General features: G+C 58.5%; 14 protein-coding genes and 1 pseudogene. 12 read left to right on the top strand and 3 right to left on the bottom strand.

Going from position 1 to position 14,520, the window contains the following annotated elements; genetic code table 11:
• Positions 1-265: 265 nt before the first annotated feature.
• The 4 genes and pseudogenes from ACP7C6_RS09910 (at position 266) to ACP7C6_RS09895 (ending at position 3,223) form a co-directional block, all read left to right on the top strand.
• The gene (locus ACP7C6_RS09910; protein ID WP_028617622.1) at positions 266-535 is read left to right on the top strand and encodes a DUF2790 domain-containing protein; all 270 of its coding nucleotides are present in this window, start codon (positions 266-268) and stop codon (positions 533-535) included.
• Positions 536-1,019: 484 nt separating this feature from the next.
• Positions 1,020-2,270, top strand: a complete 1,251-nt coding sequence (locus ACP7C6_RS09905; RefSeq protein WP_016979813.1) for a ribonucleotide-diphosphate reductase subunit beta — start codon at positions 1,020-1,022, stop codon at positions 2,268-2,270.
• A gap of 65 nt (positions 2,271-2,335) precedes the next feature.
• A pseudogene (locus ACP7C6_RS09900) lies at positions 2,336-2,506 on the top strand (HNH endonuclease); the annotation flags it as partial.
• A 72-nt stretch (positions 2,507-2,578) separates the two neighbouring features.
• On the top strand, positions 2,579-3,223 hold the full coding sequence (locus tag ACP7C6_RS09895; protein ID WP_032864314.1) for an HAD-IB family hydrolase: 645 nt from the start codon (positions 2,579-2,581) through the stop codon (positions 3,221-3,223).
• A 144-nt stretch (positions 3,224-3,367) separates the two neighbouring features.
• On the opposite strand, the gene ACP7C6_RS09890 is transcribed toward ACP7C6_RS09895, so the two are convergent.
• On the bottom strand, positions 3,368-4,327 hold the full coding sequence (locus ACP7C6_RS09890; RefSeq protein ID WP_426108662.1) for a LysR family transcriptional regulator: 960 nt from the start codon (positions 4,325-4,327) through the stop codon (positions 3,368-3,370).
• A gap of 193 nt (positions 4,328-4,520) precedes the next feature.
• Here ACP7C6_RS09890 and argH point away from each other — a divergent pair, with 193 nt between their 5' ends.
• The 7 genes from argH to ACP7C6_RS09855 all read left to right on the top strand — a co-directional run bounded on the left by argH (position 4,521) and on the right by ACP7C6_RS09855 (position 11,309).
• On the top strand, positions 4,521-5,948 hold the full coding sequence (gene argH, locus ACP7C6_RS09885) for an argininosuccinate lyase (protein ID WP_068932307.1): 1,428 nt from the start codon (positions 4,521-4,523) through the stop codon (positions 5,946-5,948).
• Between the two features lie 97 nt (positions 5,949-6,045).
• On the top strand, positions 6,046-6,924 hold the full coding sequence (locus ACP7C6_RS09880; RefSeq protein ID WP_426108661.1) for an amino acid ABC transporter permease: 879 nt from the start codon (positions 6,046-6,048) through the stop codon (positions 6,922-6,924).
• 24 nt (positions 6,925-6,948) lie between these two features.
• Positions 6,949-7,713, top strand: coding sequence for an amino acid ABC transporter ATP-binding protein (locus ACP7C6_RS09875; protein ID WP_010208290.1), 765 nt, complete (start codon positions 6,949-6,951; stop codon positions 7,711-7,713).
• A 25-nt stretch (positions 7,714-7,738) separates the two neighbouring features.
• Positions 7,739-8,560: an ABC transporter substrate-binding protein gene (locus ACP7C6_RS09870; protein ID WP_421557354.1), complete on the top strand. Its 822-nt coding sequence runs from the start codon at positions 7,739-7,741 to the stop codon at positions 8,558-8,560.
• A 118-nt stretch (positions 8,561-8,678) separates the two neighbouring features.
• On the top strand, positions 8,679-9,848 hold the full coding sequence (locus ACP7C6_RS09865) for an MFS transporter (protein ID WP_028617629.1): 1,170 nt from the start codon (positions 8,679-8,681) through the stop codon (positions 9,846-9,848).
• Positions 9,849-9,902: 54 nt separating this feature from the next.
• Entirely contained in the window at positions 9,903-10,850 is a 948-nt protein-coding gene (locus ACP7C6_RS09860) for a hypothetical protein (protein ID WP_353632238.1), read from the top strand.
• A gap of 93 nt (positions 10,851-10,943) precedes the next feature.
• Entirely contained in the window at positions 10,944-11,309 is a 366-nt protein-coding gene (locus ACP7C6_RS09855; protein ID WP_028617631.1) for a helix-turn-helix domain-containing protein, read from the top strand.
• 4 nt (positions 11,310-11,313) lie between these two features.
• On the opposite strand, the gene ACP7C6_RS09850 is transcribed toward ACP7C6_RS09855, so the two are convergent.
• Positions 11,314-12,252, bottom strand: coding sequence for a GlxA family transcriptional regulator (locus tag ACP7C6_RS09850; protein WP_426108660.1), 939 nt, complete (start codon positions 12,250-12,252; stop codon positions 11,314-11,316).
• Between the two features lie 114 nt (positions 12,253-12,366).
• Here ACP7C6_RS09850 and ACP7C6_RS09845 point away from each other — a divergent pair, with 114 nt between their 5' ends.
• The gene (locus ACP7C6_RS09845) at positions 12,367-13,170 is read left to right on the top strand and encodes an SDR family NAD(P)-dependent oxidoreductase (protein ID WP_028617633.1); all 804 of its coding nucleotides are present in this window, start codon (positions 12,367-12,369) and stop codon (positions 13,168-13,170) included.
• Here the strand turns inward: ACP7C6_RS09845 and ACP7C6_RS09840 are convergent.
• Positions 13,154-14,518 carry an amidase family protein gene (locus ACP7C6_RS09840; RefSeq protein WP_426108659.1) on the bottom strand — a complete coding sequence of 455 codons (1,365 nt, stop codon included), beginning with the start codon at positions 14,516-14,518 and terminating at the stop codon, positions 13,154-13,156. The genes ACP7C6_RS09845 and ACP7C6_RS09840 overlap by 17 nt on opposite strands.
• Positions 14,519-14,520 lie beyond the last annotated feature (2 nt).

The raw sequence follows: 14,520 nt of genomic DNA, 5'->3' as shown, positions 1-14,520 counted from the left end.
CGCGGGCTGCGGCGTTTCGCAGCTATGTGAAAAAAGCTTTACCACGGGATTGTTACAAAAACCGCCAATAGTGTTTATCAAAAGTACGGGTATATGAATATAACCTGGGGGCCTAAAATCAACTCCGCCAACAAGGCACTGTGATTAACAACGCAACAGCCCCCACGAAGGCAACGTTAATCCGAACTTCCCAACTCTTAAGTTACACACGTGGCCTCACAAGGGCCCCGTGACCCCATTCGACCTAAATAAGGTAAATAGAGAAATGAAAGCTTTAGTAGTTATGGCCCTCAGCAGCTTGTGCGCAACCGCCGCCCTGGCCGACGAAGCCCCGACTGACGTAGCTGGCCGCAACACCCCGATCGTTGAAGACTACACTTACAGCACCCACTTGGATGTTGCCAAAGTATTGTCCATGAGCAGTATTCCGGAAGTGTGCGAAGTTGTACCGGTGAAGATGGAATATGAAGACTCACAAGGTCAGCGCCATATTCTTAATTACCATGTGATGGGCAACGGTTGCTCTAACGGGTAATAACTTGATGCGTTCGATCTGAACCTGATCTTATTCGCCGCAAGAAATCGTTCTTGCGGCAAAGAACCGGCCCCCTCCGCCCCTCGCTGCGCCCCCTCGAAAAAAATCCTGCCGCTCGTCCCTCCGACCAACCCCAGCAAACCCGCGTCTTGGCTTGAAAAGTAGGCTTTTTGTCTGCGATCCGTGAGCATCCGCCACAACACAAAGCCGATTTTTTCCCTATAATGCGCGGGTAAATCGGGCCTGCAATATCCCTTTACGCTGGGATGAAGAGCCAGACCTGAGGCATCCCGCTGGAGCAAGCACCTACCGCTCCGCACCTCAAGCCTCACGCAGAGCACCCGTAACCCTATTCCGTTTAATGCGTGCGCTAGCTGCAACAAACGATTCCTTAAGATCCACCGCGGCCTCAGGGCCGTGTGAACACCCAACCATCCGGTTTCACACGGGCACCTTTGAGCCCTCACGCAGGAGACGACACGTCATGCTGAGCTGGGACGAATTCGACAAAGAAGAAGAAGGCGAAGTTGCCGCTAAAGGCGCCAACGCTGGCCACGCTACCGAAGCCAACATGGACCGCCTCGACGGTGATGGCGCCAAAGCGGCCCTCGAAGCCCGCGCCGTCACCGCCAGTGACTCCGCCGCCATCGTGCGCGCCAAGGCCGCCCTCGACAAACTCGACGTCGCCGAAGGCCTCGCCGAGCTGGAAGGCTCCGCCGCCCGTGTCGCCGTTGACGAAAAGCGCATGATCAACTGCCGCGCCGACCTCAACCAGCTCGTACCCTTCAAGTACGACTGGGCCTGGCAGAAGTACCTCGACGGCTGCGCCAACCACTGGATGCCGCAAGAGGTCAACATGACCGCCGACATCGCGCTGTGGAAAAACCCCGAAGGCCTGACCGACGACGAACGTCGTATCGTCATGCGCAACCTGGGCTTCTTCTCCACCGCCGACTCCCTGGTCGCCAATAACCTGGTGCTGGCCGTGTACCGCCTGATCACCAACCCGGAGTGCCGCCAGTACATCCTGCGCCAGGCCTTCGAAGAAGCGATCCACACCCACGCCTACCAATACTGCATCGAATCGTTGGCCATGGATGAAGGCGAGATCTTCAACATGTACCACGAGATCCCATCGGTCGCGAAAAAAGCCGCCTGGGGCCTGAAGTACACCCGTTCGATCTCCGATCCGAAGTTCGAAACCGGCACCGTCGAGACCGACAAAGAGCTGCTGCGCAACCTGGTCGCCTACTACTGCGTCCTGGAAGGCATCTTCTTCTACTGCGGCTTCACCCAGATCCTGTCCATGGGCCGTCGCAACAAAATGACCGGCGTCGCCGAGCAGTTCCAGTACATCCTGCGTGACGAGTCGATGCACCTGAACTTCGGTATCGACGTGATCAACCAGATCAAAATCGAAAACCCACACCTGTGGGATGCCGAGATGAAGGAAGAAGCAACCCAGATGATCCTGCAAGGGACTCAGCTGGAGATCGAATACGCGCGCGACACCATGCCACGCGGCGTGCTGGGCATGAACGCGGCGATGATGGAGGACTACCTCAAGTTCATCGCCAACCGTCGTCTGTCGCAGATTGGCTTGAAGGAAGAGTATCCAGGCACCACCAACCCGTTCCCGTGGATGAGCGAGATCATGGACTTGAAGAAAGAGAAGAACTTCTTCGAGACCCGTGTGATCGAGTACCAGACTGGCGGCGCGCTGAGCTGGGATTGATGCCTAAGCCCATCAACCCCATTAAGCCCTGACACGTTCAGGGCTTTTTTATGCCCGGTGAATGGCCACTTCTTGAAGCACATCAAGCTGACCACCTCGCCCGGAAGGGTTCGGATCGCATCACCAATGCTGTAGCCTTGTGCCCCAATTGCCATCAGCGTTGTCACCGGTCGAGTGACCGGGATGCCTTTACCGAAGGGCTTTACGCCAAAGTCGGAAGATTGGCACGGGAGTAAACTCCCGCTGTCACACCTGATGCACACTCAAAAAACAGTAGATAGGACCGAGGCCAACCCGTGAACCCAGACATGCTCGAAGCCGGCCCCGCTGACGCCAAAGTACTTTCCGTCTTTGACTTCGACGGCACCCTGACCCACCACGACAGTTTCGTGCCCTTCCTCAAGTTTGCCTTTGGCCCCGGTGAGTTCTATGGCCGGATGGTCAAGCTGGCGGTGCCGGGGCTGCGCTTTCTGGTGCGGCAGATCAGCCGGGATGAGTTGAAGGCGCAGTTGATCCGCACCTTTATGACTGGGGTGCAGAAGACGTGGGTGCAGCAGAAGGCCGAGGAGTATTGCCAGCGCAACTGGGCGCGGTTGATGCGCCCGGCGGGGGTGCTTTCGGTGGAGCAGGAGTTGGGCTCCGGTGCGGAGGTCACACTGTGTTCGGCGTCGCCGGCGTTGGTGTTGCAGCCGTTTGCGAATCGGCTCGGGATCAAGTTGATTGGGACTGAGCTGGAGGTGGTCGACGGGGTATTGACCGGTAAGCTCACCGGGAACAATTGCCGTTGTGAGAACAAGGTGCTGCGGCTTGAAGCGGTGTATGGGGATTTGGGCGAGTATCGGCTGCGGGCCTGGGGCGATACACGTGGGGATCGGGAGTTGTTGGCGGCGGCGCAGGATGCGCATTTTCGGCATTTTCATGCGAAGAAGAAGCGGGCGAAAGTGCTGCGCTGACCATTGTAGTGAGCGGGCTTGCCCCGCGCTGGGGCGCGTAGCGGCCCTAAAACCAAACGCCGCATTCTGTCTGACAGCATGCGGCGTTTTTATTGGGACTGCTGCGCAGCCCAGCGCGGGGCAAGCCCGCTCACCACAGGTTGATCAGACAGAGGCTTTGAGGTCTACGCCCAGGGCTGTGGCGAAGGCTTTTACCATCGGGCTGCGCGGGGCGTTGTGGCGCAGGATGAGGTTGAAGGCGGTGCTCAGGTGAACGTGCTCCGGGCACAGTGCGTGCAGGCGCCCTTCTCTTACCAAGGGCATAGCGTAGTGTTCGGGCAAGAAGCCGAGGAAACGGCCAGTAAGGATCAGGATCGCGACGGCTTCGACTTGTGAGGCCGACGCGGACTGGCTGTCATAGTTGACGAAGTTGGCCTTGTCGCGGTGGATCGCATACCGATGGTTCACCACTTCGTATTGGCGCAAGACCTCGGGCGTGATGTCGTTCGCGTCGAAGAGTGGGTGTCCTACGGCACAGTAGGCGTGGGCCTTTTCTTTATACAGCGGGAAATAATCGAATTCTTCGCGGCGCTGGTACACCGGCACGATGCCGACGATCAGCCGCCCTTCGACCACGCCACGCTCAACTTCGTCCAATTGTGAGGCGTGTAGCCGTAATCTGATTTTCGGCGACTCGCTATGTAACTTCCCCAACGCGGCAATTAGCGGGGAATTAACATCGGATACGGTGTTATCAATAACGCCCACACTAAGGTCGCCAATAAGCTCGTTTTGCGCCGAACTAAGCTTGTCGCGAAAACTGTCCACCGAGGTAAATAATTCGATGGATGCCTGATACACCAACTTGCCTTCTTCGGTCAGCCCGAACCCTTCCCTGCCCCGCGTGCACAGACGCATGCCGATGCGAATCTCGAGGTCGGAGATTTGTTTGCTGATGGCCGCGAGCCCCACGTTCAGCTCGTTTTGCGCGGCACTGAAGCCGCCCGCTTCGACCACGGCCATGAACACGCGCAGCAATTTGAAGTCCAGCCCGCTCAACTGCAGGGGCGGTCTTGTGCCGGGTTTTGGCGGCAGGTTTCCAGAAGTGGAAAGTGGAGTTTCCATAATACGCGTTGACCTCAAGTGCCATATTCAACAGGCTTCAACCCAGTCCTTGAACATAGCCAGGCGGCGATAATGAACATAAACATCCGCCCTTGGCAACCTTGAATACGGCGCGTCAGACGCTGATTCAGTCTAGTTGAAACCTTATTTTTACTGCCTCCGACTCTTCTAAAAACAAGCGTGAGGAATACCCATGTCCCAGCCCACCGACCGCCTTTGGGGCGCTCGTTTCAAGACCGGCCCGTCTGCTGCATTGGCCGCGTTGTCGCGTTGCCCTGAGCGCTATTTCCGCCTGACGCCCTACGACCTGGCCGGCTCCCGTGCCCATGCCCGTGAGTTGCAGCGCGCCGGGTTGCTGGATGAGTCGGAAACGTTACGCACCCTGGCCGCTCTGGACGAGATCGGTGCGGATTTCGCCGCCGGTAACCTGCATCCGACCCTGGATGATGAGGACGTACACACCTTCATCGAGCGCGTATTGACCGAGCGCCTTGGCGCCTTGGGCGGTAAGTTGCGCGCCGGGCGTTCTCGCAACGATCAGACAGCCAATGACCTGCGGCTTTTCCTACGGGACCACGCGCGCACCATCACCACCGAGGTGCTGGGTTTGCAGCAGGCGTTGGTGGAGCAGGCCGAGCAGCATATCGAGAGCATCTGCCCCGGCTTTACCCACTTGCAGCAGGCGCAGCCGATTGTGTTCGCTCACCACTTGCTGGCTCACGCGCAGTCGATGTTGAGGGATGTGCAACGTCTGGTGGATTGGGATGCGCGCACGGCCTTGTCGCCTTTGGGCGCTGCCGCGATGGCAGGTTCTGCGATTGCGCGCCAGCCTGAGCATTCGGCCAAGGAAATGGGCTACACCGGGCCGTGCGAAAACTCCATTGATGCCGTCGCCAGCCGTGACCATGTGGCGGAGTTCCTGTTTGTGGCGGGCATGCTCGGGGTGAATATTTCGCGCCTGTCCGAAGAGTTTTGCCTATGGTCGTCACGGCAGTTTCGTTGGGTGGTGCTGGATGATGCCTACGCCACTGGCAGTTCGATCATGCCGCAGAAAAAGAACCCGGACATTGCCGAATTGGCGCGGGGCAAGGCTGGGCGCTTGATTGGCAACCTGACCGGGTTGATGTCGACGCTCAAGTCGCTGCCGCTGTCGTACAACCGTGATTTGAGTGAAGACAAGCACAGCGTGTTGGACAGTGTGGATACGTTGCTGCTGGTGTTGCCGGCGATGGCGGGAATGGTTGCGACCATGAAGGTGCAAGTGGAAGAGCTGCGGCGTCAGGCGCCGATGGGCTTTACCTTGGCGACCGAGGTGGCGGATTGGTTGGCGACCCGTGGTGTGCCGTTCAAAGAGGCCCATGAGATCACCGGCGCGCTGGTACAGGCGTGTGAGAAGCATGAGATTGAGTTGTGGGAAGCCTCGCCGGCGATGTTGGCGGAGGTGGATGCTCGGCTCACACCCGAAGTGCGCGACTGCCTGACACTGGAAGCGGCGATTGCGGCGCGCAGTGGGTGGGGTGGGACGGCGCCGGAGCGGGTTCGGGAGCAGATTGGGCGGTTGAAGTCCGCATTAGCGGCTCAACAGCAGTGGGCAGAGAGTTATCAGGGGTTCCGGATTTAAATCTGCGGTGTTCGGGCTGGCGTCTTCGCAGGCAAGCCAGCTCCCACATTTGGACCGCGTACAGTAGTTAGAGCGTTGTAAGTTTTGGAGATTCACCATGAACCAAACCCCGGCAGAGCGCTTGGAAGCCGAGCGCAAGTTGTCCGAGAACCAGTTCGATATCACGCAGTACGAACACGTGCCGCGTCGTTATTACGGGCGGATGTTTTTTGCCACCTTGATCGTGATCGTGTTGGCCGCGCTGTTGCGTGCGTTTGCCAACGGCCAGATCGAATGGTCCTACATCGGGCAGTTCCTCACGTCTGAGGCCATCCTCTGGGGCTTGGTGAACACCATCGTCATGTCGATCCTGGCGATGGTGCTGGGCGTGGTGATCGGGGTGATCACGGCGATCATGCGCATGTCGGCCAACCCGATCCTGCGTTATGTGGCCATCACCTACACCTGGCTGTTTCGCGGCACGCCGCTGATTTTGCAACTGCTGCTCTGGTTCAACCTGGCGTTGATTTTCCCAGTGATCGCGATTCCCGGCCTGTTCAGCATGGACACCGTCGACCTGATGACGCCGTTCGTGGCCGCCCTGCTCGGTTTGAGCATCAACCAGGGCGCCTACACCGCCGAGGTGGTGCGCGCCGGCCTGTTGTCGGTCGATACCGGCCAGTATGAAGCCGCCAAGTCCATCGGCATGCCGAGCCTGCAGGCGCTGCGTAGGATCATTCTTCCGCAGGCGATGCGAGTAATTATCCCGCCTGTAGGCAACGAGTTTATCAGCATGGTGAAAATGACCAGCCTGGCCAGTGTGATCCAGTACTCGGAGCTGCTGCACAACGCGCAAAACATCTACTACGCCAACGCGCGGGTCATGGAGCTGCTGATCGTGGCCGGCATCTGGTACCTGGCGGTGGTGACTGTTCTTTCATTTGGTCAAAGCCGCCTCGAGCGTCGTTTTGCCCGCGGCGCCGGCAAGCGTTCGTAAGTCTGGGTTGAGGAGATTTGCCCCATGAGAAGCATCGTCAAGGCCGTCAACCTGAACAAGTATTACGACCAGTATCACGCGCTGCGCGACATCAATATCGAGGTCGAGCAAGGCGAAGTCATGTGCATCATCGGCCCGTCGGGGTCTGGTAAAAGCACCCTGCTGCGTTGCGTCAACCAACTGGAAAAAATCGACAAGGGCGGGCTGTGGGTCGACGGCGAACTGGTGGGTTACCGCGTCGTCGGCAACAAGCTGCATGAGATGAACGAATCGCAGATCGCCCGCCAGCGCCTGGCCACCGGCATGGTGTTCCAGCGCTTCAATTTGTTCCCGCACATGACCGTGTTGCAGAACATCATCGAAGGCCCCTGCCAGGTGCTCAAGCGCTCGCCCAAGGAAGCTATCGAAGATGCGTTAGAACTGCTGGCCCGCGTCGGCCTGGCGGACAAGCGCAATGCTTACCCAGTGGAATTGTCCGGCGGCCAGCAACAGCGTGTAGCGATTGCCCGCGCGTTGGCCATGCGCCCCAAGTTGATGTTATTCGACGAACCCACGTCAGCCCTCGACCCGGAGCTGGTAGGCGAAGTGCTGTCGGTGATGCGCGACCTGGCCACCACCGGCATGACCATGATCGTGGTCACCCATGAGTTGGGCTTTGCCCGCGAAGTCTCCAACCGCATGGTGTTTATGGATGCCGGCCAGATTGTGGAAGCCGGCAGCCCGGAAGAAATTCTAATAAGCCCACAAAACCCGCGTACCCAAAGCTTTATTTCTGCCGTTCGCACTTAACTAAAAAACAAACGAGAACGCCCCCATGAAAAAATTGTTTATCCCAACGTTGCTTGCAGGCCTGATGGCCTCCTCCGCTGTTTTCGCGGCATTGCCGGCGGCAATCAAGGACAAGGGCGAGATCAGCGCGGCCATCGTGCCGAACTATCCGCCGATGGATTTCAAGGACCCGGCCACCAACAAGATCACCGGCCTGGACTTTGACCTGGGCAACGCCCTGGCCGAGCGCCTGGGCGTGAAGATCAAATGGCAGGAGACCGGCTTCGAGCAGATGCTCAGCGGCTTGACCACCAAGCGCGTGGACATCGTGCTGTCGGGCATGTCCGACACCGCCGAACGCCAGAAGGCCGTGACCTTCATCGACTACTTCACCAGCGGCCCGCAGCTCTACACACTGGCCAAGCGTGAAGACCTCAAGGAATTGACTGACCTGTGCGGTAAAAAAGTCGGCACCAGCCGCCGTACCACCTGGCCGTCGGAAATTGCCGCATGGAGCAAGGAAAACTGCGAGGCGGCGGGTAAGCCGGCGATCGTGGTGATCGGCACCGAAGGTTCGGCGGATGCGCGGGCGCAGTTGCAGCAGAATCGCCTGGATGCCGCGATGCAGGGCAGCGAGACCATTCCCTACTTGATGTCGCTGGACAAGGGCAAGTACAAGCCGGTGGGCCTGGCGATTTCCAAGCAATTCACGGGGCTTGGGATTGAGAAGAGCAACACGGAATTGGTCACGGCGATCAGTGAAGCGTTGCAGGGCATGATTGATGACGGCACCTACGGCAAGATCCTGAAAAAGTGGGACCTGGAGCAAGGCGCCGTAGAAAAAATCTCCATCAACGCCGGCCAGTAACCCACAACCTTGTAGGAGCCGGCTTGCCGCCGATAGCGAGCTTACGGACGCCATCGCCGGCAAGCCGGCTCCTACACGGAATGTGTGCACTTGATCGAATAAGGACATCTGCCCCACCGTGGCCACCTACTCCCTGGTAATCCGCCGCCTGATGATCTGCTCGGTGACCATCGTGGTCAGCCGCGCCATGACCAGCCCGTTGCTGGCCCTGTTGCTGAGTACCCGCCTTGGCCTGAACCAGCAGGACATCGGCCTGCTGATGGGCATTGCCGTCTTTATCGCGACCTTGCTGGGCCTGTACGGCGGCTACATCATCGACCGCCTGGAAAAGCGCAAGCTGCTGATCCTGGCCATGCTCTCCAGCTCCATCGGTTTTCTGTTGCTGACTTTTGCCAGCAACCTCTACCTCACCACCCTGACTCTGGTCATCACCGAAGCGGCGTCGGCGCTGTTCCTGATTGGCTCAAAAGCCATAATCAGCGAGAACCTGCCGGTGGGTGACCGTGCCAAGGTGTTTTCCCTGCGCTACACCCTGACCAACGTCGGCTACGCCACAGGCCCGATGGTCGGCGTGGTGATCGCCGGCCACATGCAACTGGCACCGTTCCTGATTGCCAGTGCGATCGCCTTTGGCAGCCTGTTCCTGATGATCGGCATTCCGCCCACCCAACGGGATGACAGCAACAAGCCCTTGAGTTTTCTCACCACCCTGCGCACGTTGCGCAGCGACCGCACACTCATCCTGTTCACCAGCGGCAGCTTGCTGAGCACCATTGTCCATGGGCGCTACACCCTGTATCTGTCGCAGTTCTTGCTGGTGGCCTACAAACCCGCAGAGGCGCTGAAGATTCTGTCTGCGGTGCTGGCGTGCAATGCCATTACCGTAATTCTGATGCAGTACCAGATCGGCCGCTTTCTGAAGCGTGAACAACTGCGCTACTGGATTGTGCTCGGCACGCTGCTGTTCATCGCCGGACTGATCGGTTTCAGCCTCGCGGACAGCCTGCTCACCTGGTGCCTGGCGATGTTCGTATTCACCCTCGGCGAGATGATCATCTACCCCTCCGAGTTCCTGTTTATCGACACCATCGCGCCGGATGCACTGCGCGGCAGTTACTACGGCGCGCAGAACCTGGCCGCGTTTGGAGGGGCGATGAGCCCGGTGATTTGCGGCTATCTGCTGATCAATGCGGCGCCGGCCAGCATGTTCTATGCATTGGGGGCACTGACTGCGGTCGGTGGAACGCTGTGTTTCTTGAGCGGGCGAAGGGTTGCAGGTTCTTGCTGATATTTGCGCTGGATCCCGCTATTAATAGCGAAACTTCTCACGGACCCGAGCCCGATGAAATTCGACACGGCCTACAGCCTGAGTCTCGATGACAAGTTGTCGATCTACGACGTACGAGACCTGAATTTCGACGAAACAACCGACTTCGACTCAGACAAGGACAGCTTCCTCTGCCCAAATGATGAATGTCGTGCGGCGTTTGATACCAGCAACGCACTGAGCACCTTCAACGCCAAAAACGTCAATTACCTGCGCACGCCGCATTTCAAGAACAAGACCAGCACCCGGCATATAGAGGGTTGTCGTTACACCAGTAGCCATAAAACCGCGACAGATGAAAATGACGACGAGCGTGAGGACAATTTCCCATCGGAGTTTGTCCTCACCCGTCGTCAGTACGAACGCAAGACACCAGTTGTGAGTAAAGAGGGAAACGTCCCATACGATCCACTGAAAGTGCCTTCAAACCGGAGCTCTGTATCTCATAGCCCCAACGACAGCACTCCAGACAAAACCAGCGTGTTCGCCCACCCGGTGGAATGTTTCGTGTCCAACATCGACGACAAGGACAAGCTCAAGTCCATGCCGTTGAAGATCGGTGACCACACCGCGAGCTACTGGACGTTTTTCAAGAAGATCGAATACCTGCAAGACAACAAGGGCCTGATCTACTGGGGCAAGATCAAAGAAATCAAAGACTACACCAGTAGCTTTCGCATCGATTTCGAAAAGAAAGTGTGGCTCGACAAGAAGCCCTACTCGGTCAACGTCTACCTGAGCAAAAAGCTCATAGAGAACTATCGCAAGCGCAAAGCGTTTTTAGAGCAGATCAAGGCAGCAGTAGACAGTGAGCGAGCGTTGTACTGCTTCTTCTACGGGGTGACGCCGAAGCTGCAACAGGTGCCGAGCAAAAGGAATCCCGAGCAGACGTTTGGGGTATTCAGCGCGAACATCGAGAACCTCGACCACCTGATCATTCGGGAGGCGCCAGGGGTGGAATAGAGGATGTTCGAGAATCCAGTTGATGAGCGGTCAAAACAACTGTACAAAAACACAGTATAGTTTGCCCTCCCCCGTCGAACCTGGAGAAAACCCATGTCCTCTCTGGCAATGAGCTCTTTCGTAGAACAGCAGATCGTCCTGCATCAATTCACCGCCAAGCACAGCGTGCAGGCCCGCGCGATCTTGGGCTGGAGCCGGGAAGACCTGGCTCACCAGGCCGGAGTGGCGGTTGAGGCGGTTCAACAGTTTGAAAACCAATATGACGTGGGTGATGAAACCCGCCTGGCCTTGGCGTTTCGGTTGGAAGCTGAAGGGTTGGTGTTCTTCCCAGGGTTTGCGCCGGGATGGGGGATGAGTGTGCGCCGGTTCGACACCGAAGAACCGGAGCCTGTGGCGCAAGGCATCCTCTCTCGCTTGATAGGGGCAACGTCGGCACCACTTGAACCTAGCGGTACATAGAGCTTCAAGCCTGCAGTTGCAGCGCCCGACGCATCATTTGCGGCGGTTGGCCAAAGGCCCTTAGGAAGGCGCGGCGCATGCGCTCCGGGTCGCCGAAGCCGGTCTCGCGGGCGATGATATCGATGGAGTGATCGCCAGACTCAAGCAACAGGCGGGCTGCCTCGATGCGCAACCGCTCGATAGCCTTGGCGGGTGACTGGCCGGTTTCGGCACGGAACAATCGGCTGAATTGGCGTGGGCTCAAGTGGGCGACTTCAGCCAACTGCTCTACTGAGAGATCGGCCTGCAAGTGTTGTCGGGCGTAGACCAATGCGGTTTGCACGCGGTCGGATTTGGGGGCGATTTCCAGCAGTGCGGAGAATTGCGACTGGCCACCTGCGCGGCGATGGTAGACCACCAATTTACGCGCCACTGCGCGTGCAACCTCAACACCCAGGTCATGCTCGACCAGTGCCAGGGCCAGGTCGAGGGCGGCGGTCAGGCCGGCGGAGGTCCAGAGCGGACCATCGACGGTGAAGATCCGGTCTTCCTCCAGCCGTACATTCGGGTAGGCCTGGCGAAACGTGTGGGCGTGGTACCAATGGGTCGTCGCTTTGCGGCCCTCCAGCAACCCCGCGGCGGCCAGATAAAAGGAGCCGGTGCAGGCCGATGTCACGCGACGCGAGGTAAACATGGCTTGCTGCAAGTAGGTCAGCATCCCGGGCGTGGCTTTCAGCAATTCGTTGTCTCCCACCACCAGCAATGTGTCGTAGTGCTGTTGGCCGAAGGGCACGGTATCGATGGCGAAGCCCATGGAGCTTTTGATTGGCCCACCGTGTTCCGATAACAGGTCCACGCGATAAAACGGCTGGTCCAACTCAAAGTTGGTAAATTCGAACACGGTACTGGTGCCCAGGCTGAGCATCTGGAACCCGGGAAACAGCAGAATACCAATAGATACCATGGCGAGACCTCACGTCCCAAAAGGAGGGATATACGACATTGCAGCCAATACATTACACCCATAATCTTGGTTCCAACAAGGCCGCCCTTCCCCGGCCCTTCTGGAGCAACTGCAATGACTCAATCCAAAGGTTTCGCCCTGATCACTGGCGCTTCGTCCGGGATTGGCGCTGTGTATGCCGACCGCCTGGCTAACCAGGGTTACGACCTGATTCTGGTGGCACGCAACCAGCAACGACTGGACCAACTCGCGGCCCGACTGAAAGCCGAGACCCAACGGGACATCCAGACGGTGGCGGCCGACCTCAACTTGCCTGCCGACCTGTCGCGCATTGAACAGATTTTGCTTGAAGACAGCCGCATCAGCCTGCTGGTGAACAACGCCGGCGTCGGTGCAACGGCGTCACTGCTGGCCTCGGACGCGGACAAGATGGACGCCATGATCTTGCTCAATGTCCTCGCGCTCACTCGCCTGGCAAAAGCTGCCGCGACCAATTTCGTTGCCCAGGGTCGTGGCACCCTGATCAACATCGGCTCAATCGTCGCGCTCGCGCCTAAGTTGTTGAATGGTGTGTACAGCGGCACCAAGGCCTTTGTGCAGGCGTTCAGCGAATCCCTCGACCATGAACTGAGCGACAAAGGTGTCAGTGTTCAAGTGGTGCTGCCCGGCGCCACCGCCACCGAGTTCTGGAATGTCGCGGGACTACCAGTGAACAACCTCCCCGACACCATCGTCATGACCACGGAAAATCTGGTGGATGCCGCGCTGGCAGGCCTTGCCCAGGGTGAGAAGGTGACAATCCCCTCATTGCCCGACCGCCTGGACTGGGATGCCTATGAAACAGCACGCCTGGCCCTGGGGCCCAACCTGTCACATCGCTCCCCAGCGGCACGTTACGGCGTCAAAGTTCCGGTTTAACCGCTACCTGAGCTGCCTGCTCATACCCATGGGCCACTGCCAGCAAGATGGGTTCGGCCCATTGGGTACCGAAGAAGTGGGCACTGGTGGGTAGGCCCTCCTCATCGACGCCAGACGGTACGGCAATTCCCGGATAGCCGGCCGCTGCGACACCGAAGTAACTGTTGGTGTCGAAATCCGACACCATCGCGTCCAGGTTTTCTGCCTTGATCGGGCCATCGATCGTGCTTCTGAAATCCTGGATCAGCGCGTCCCACAGTGGCTTGCGTTCCTCTGGCGTCAGCGTTGAGGCGCCGATCTCCTTTAGCATAGGTTGATGATCCGTCTCACTGCCGTCACGTAAATCGTTGAACCGGATCAGTTCAGTCAGCGACCTGACCGGCAACCCCGAGCGCTTGCCCAGGTAGGTGTTCAGCTCTTCCTTCACATCCGAGAGCAACAGTTCGTCGTAGCGTGAGGTATCGGCCAGGCGCAGGTTGACCGGCACCAACACCGCGCCTTGCTCGCGAAGCACGTCCAGTGTCCGATTGAACTGCGGGCTGTTCTCCACTGACAGGGTTTCGCCATCTTTGGAGAACGTGGCAGGGTAGCCGATACGCTTGCCTTTCAAGGCCCCTGGTACCAGCAACTGCGTGTAATCGATACCTTGGGGCGCTCCTACACTTGCCGGGTCCTTAGGATCACTGCCTGACATGGCATTGAGCATCAACGCAGCATCAAACACCGAACGCGTCATCGGGCCCGGTGTGTCCTGGTGATGGCTCGCCGGAATAATCCCGTTACGGTCCAGCAGCCCGACAGTAGGCTTGAACCCGACAATACCGTTGCGTGCTGCCGGCACAATGATCGAGCCATTGGTTTCCGCACCCACCGCCAAAGGCGCGAAGCCAGCAGCAACCGCTGCGGCGGAACCGGAACTGGAACCTCCCACGTCGGCATCCGCTTGATGAGGGTTACGGGTTTGCCCGCCTCGACTACTCCAGCCATCGGCCCCCCCACGGAACCCAGCCATTTCAGTCATATTGGTTTTACCGAGGATCACTGCGCCCTGCTTGATCAGATAGTCCACCAACGGGGCGTTCTTACCGGCCGTTGCACCGACCAACCCAAACGCGCCTGCGCTGGTTTGCATACCTTCGGTTTCGATCGTGTCCTTGAGCAAGATGGGAATGCCATGCAGCGGCCCGCGCACGTTGCCGCTGGCCCGTTCACGGTCCAGCTCACGTGCGGTTTCAAGCGCCTTGGGGTTGAGCTCAATGACAGCGCTCAGTTGCGGATCCAGCCTGCGAATCCGCTCCTGCAGATGAGTGACCAGATCGGCCGAAGTAAGCCCGCCCGGGAGGGCCATTT

This window comes from Pseudomonas sp. TWR1-1-4, assembly GCF_049897165.1.
GTDB lineage: Bacteria > Pseudomonadota > Gammaproteobacteria > Pseudomonadales > Pseudomonadaceae > Aquipseudomonas > Aquipseudomonas canadensis.
The sequence above is the reverse complement of the archived record's forward strand: the minus strand, read 5'-3'. Positions and strand labels throughout refer to the sequence as shown.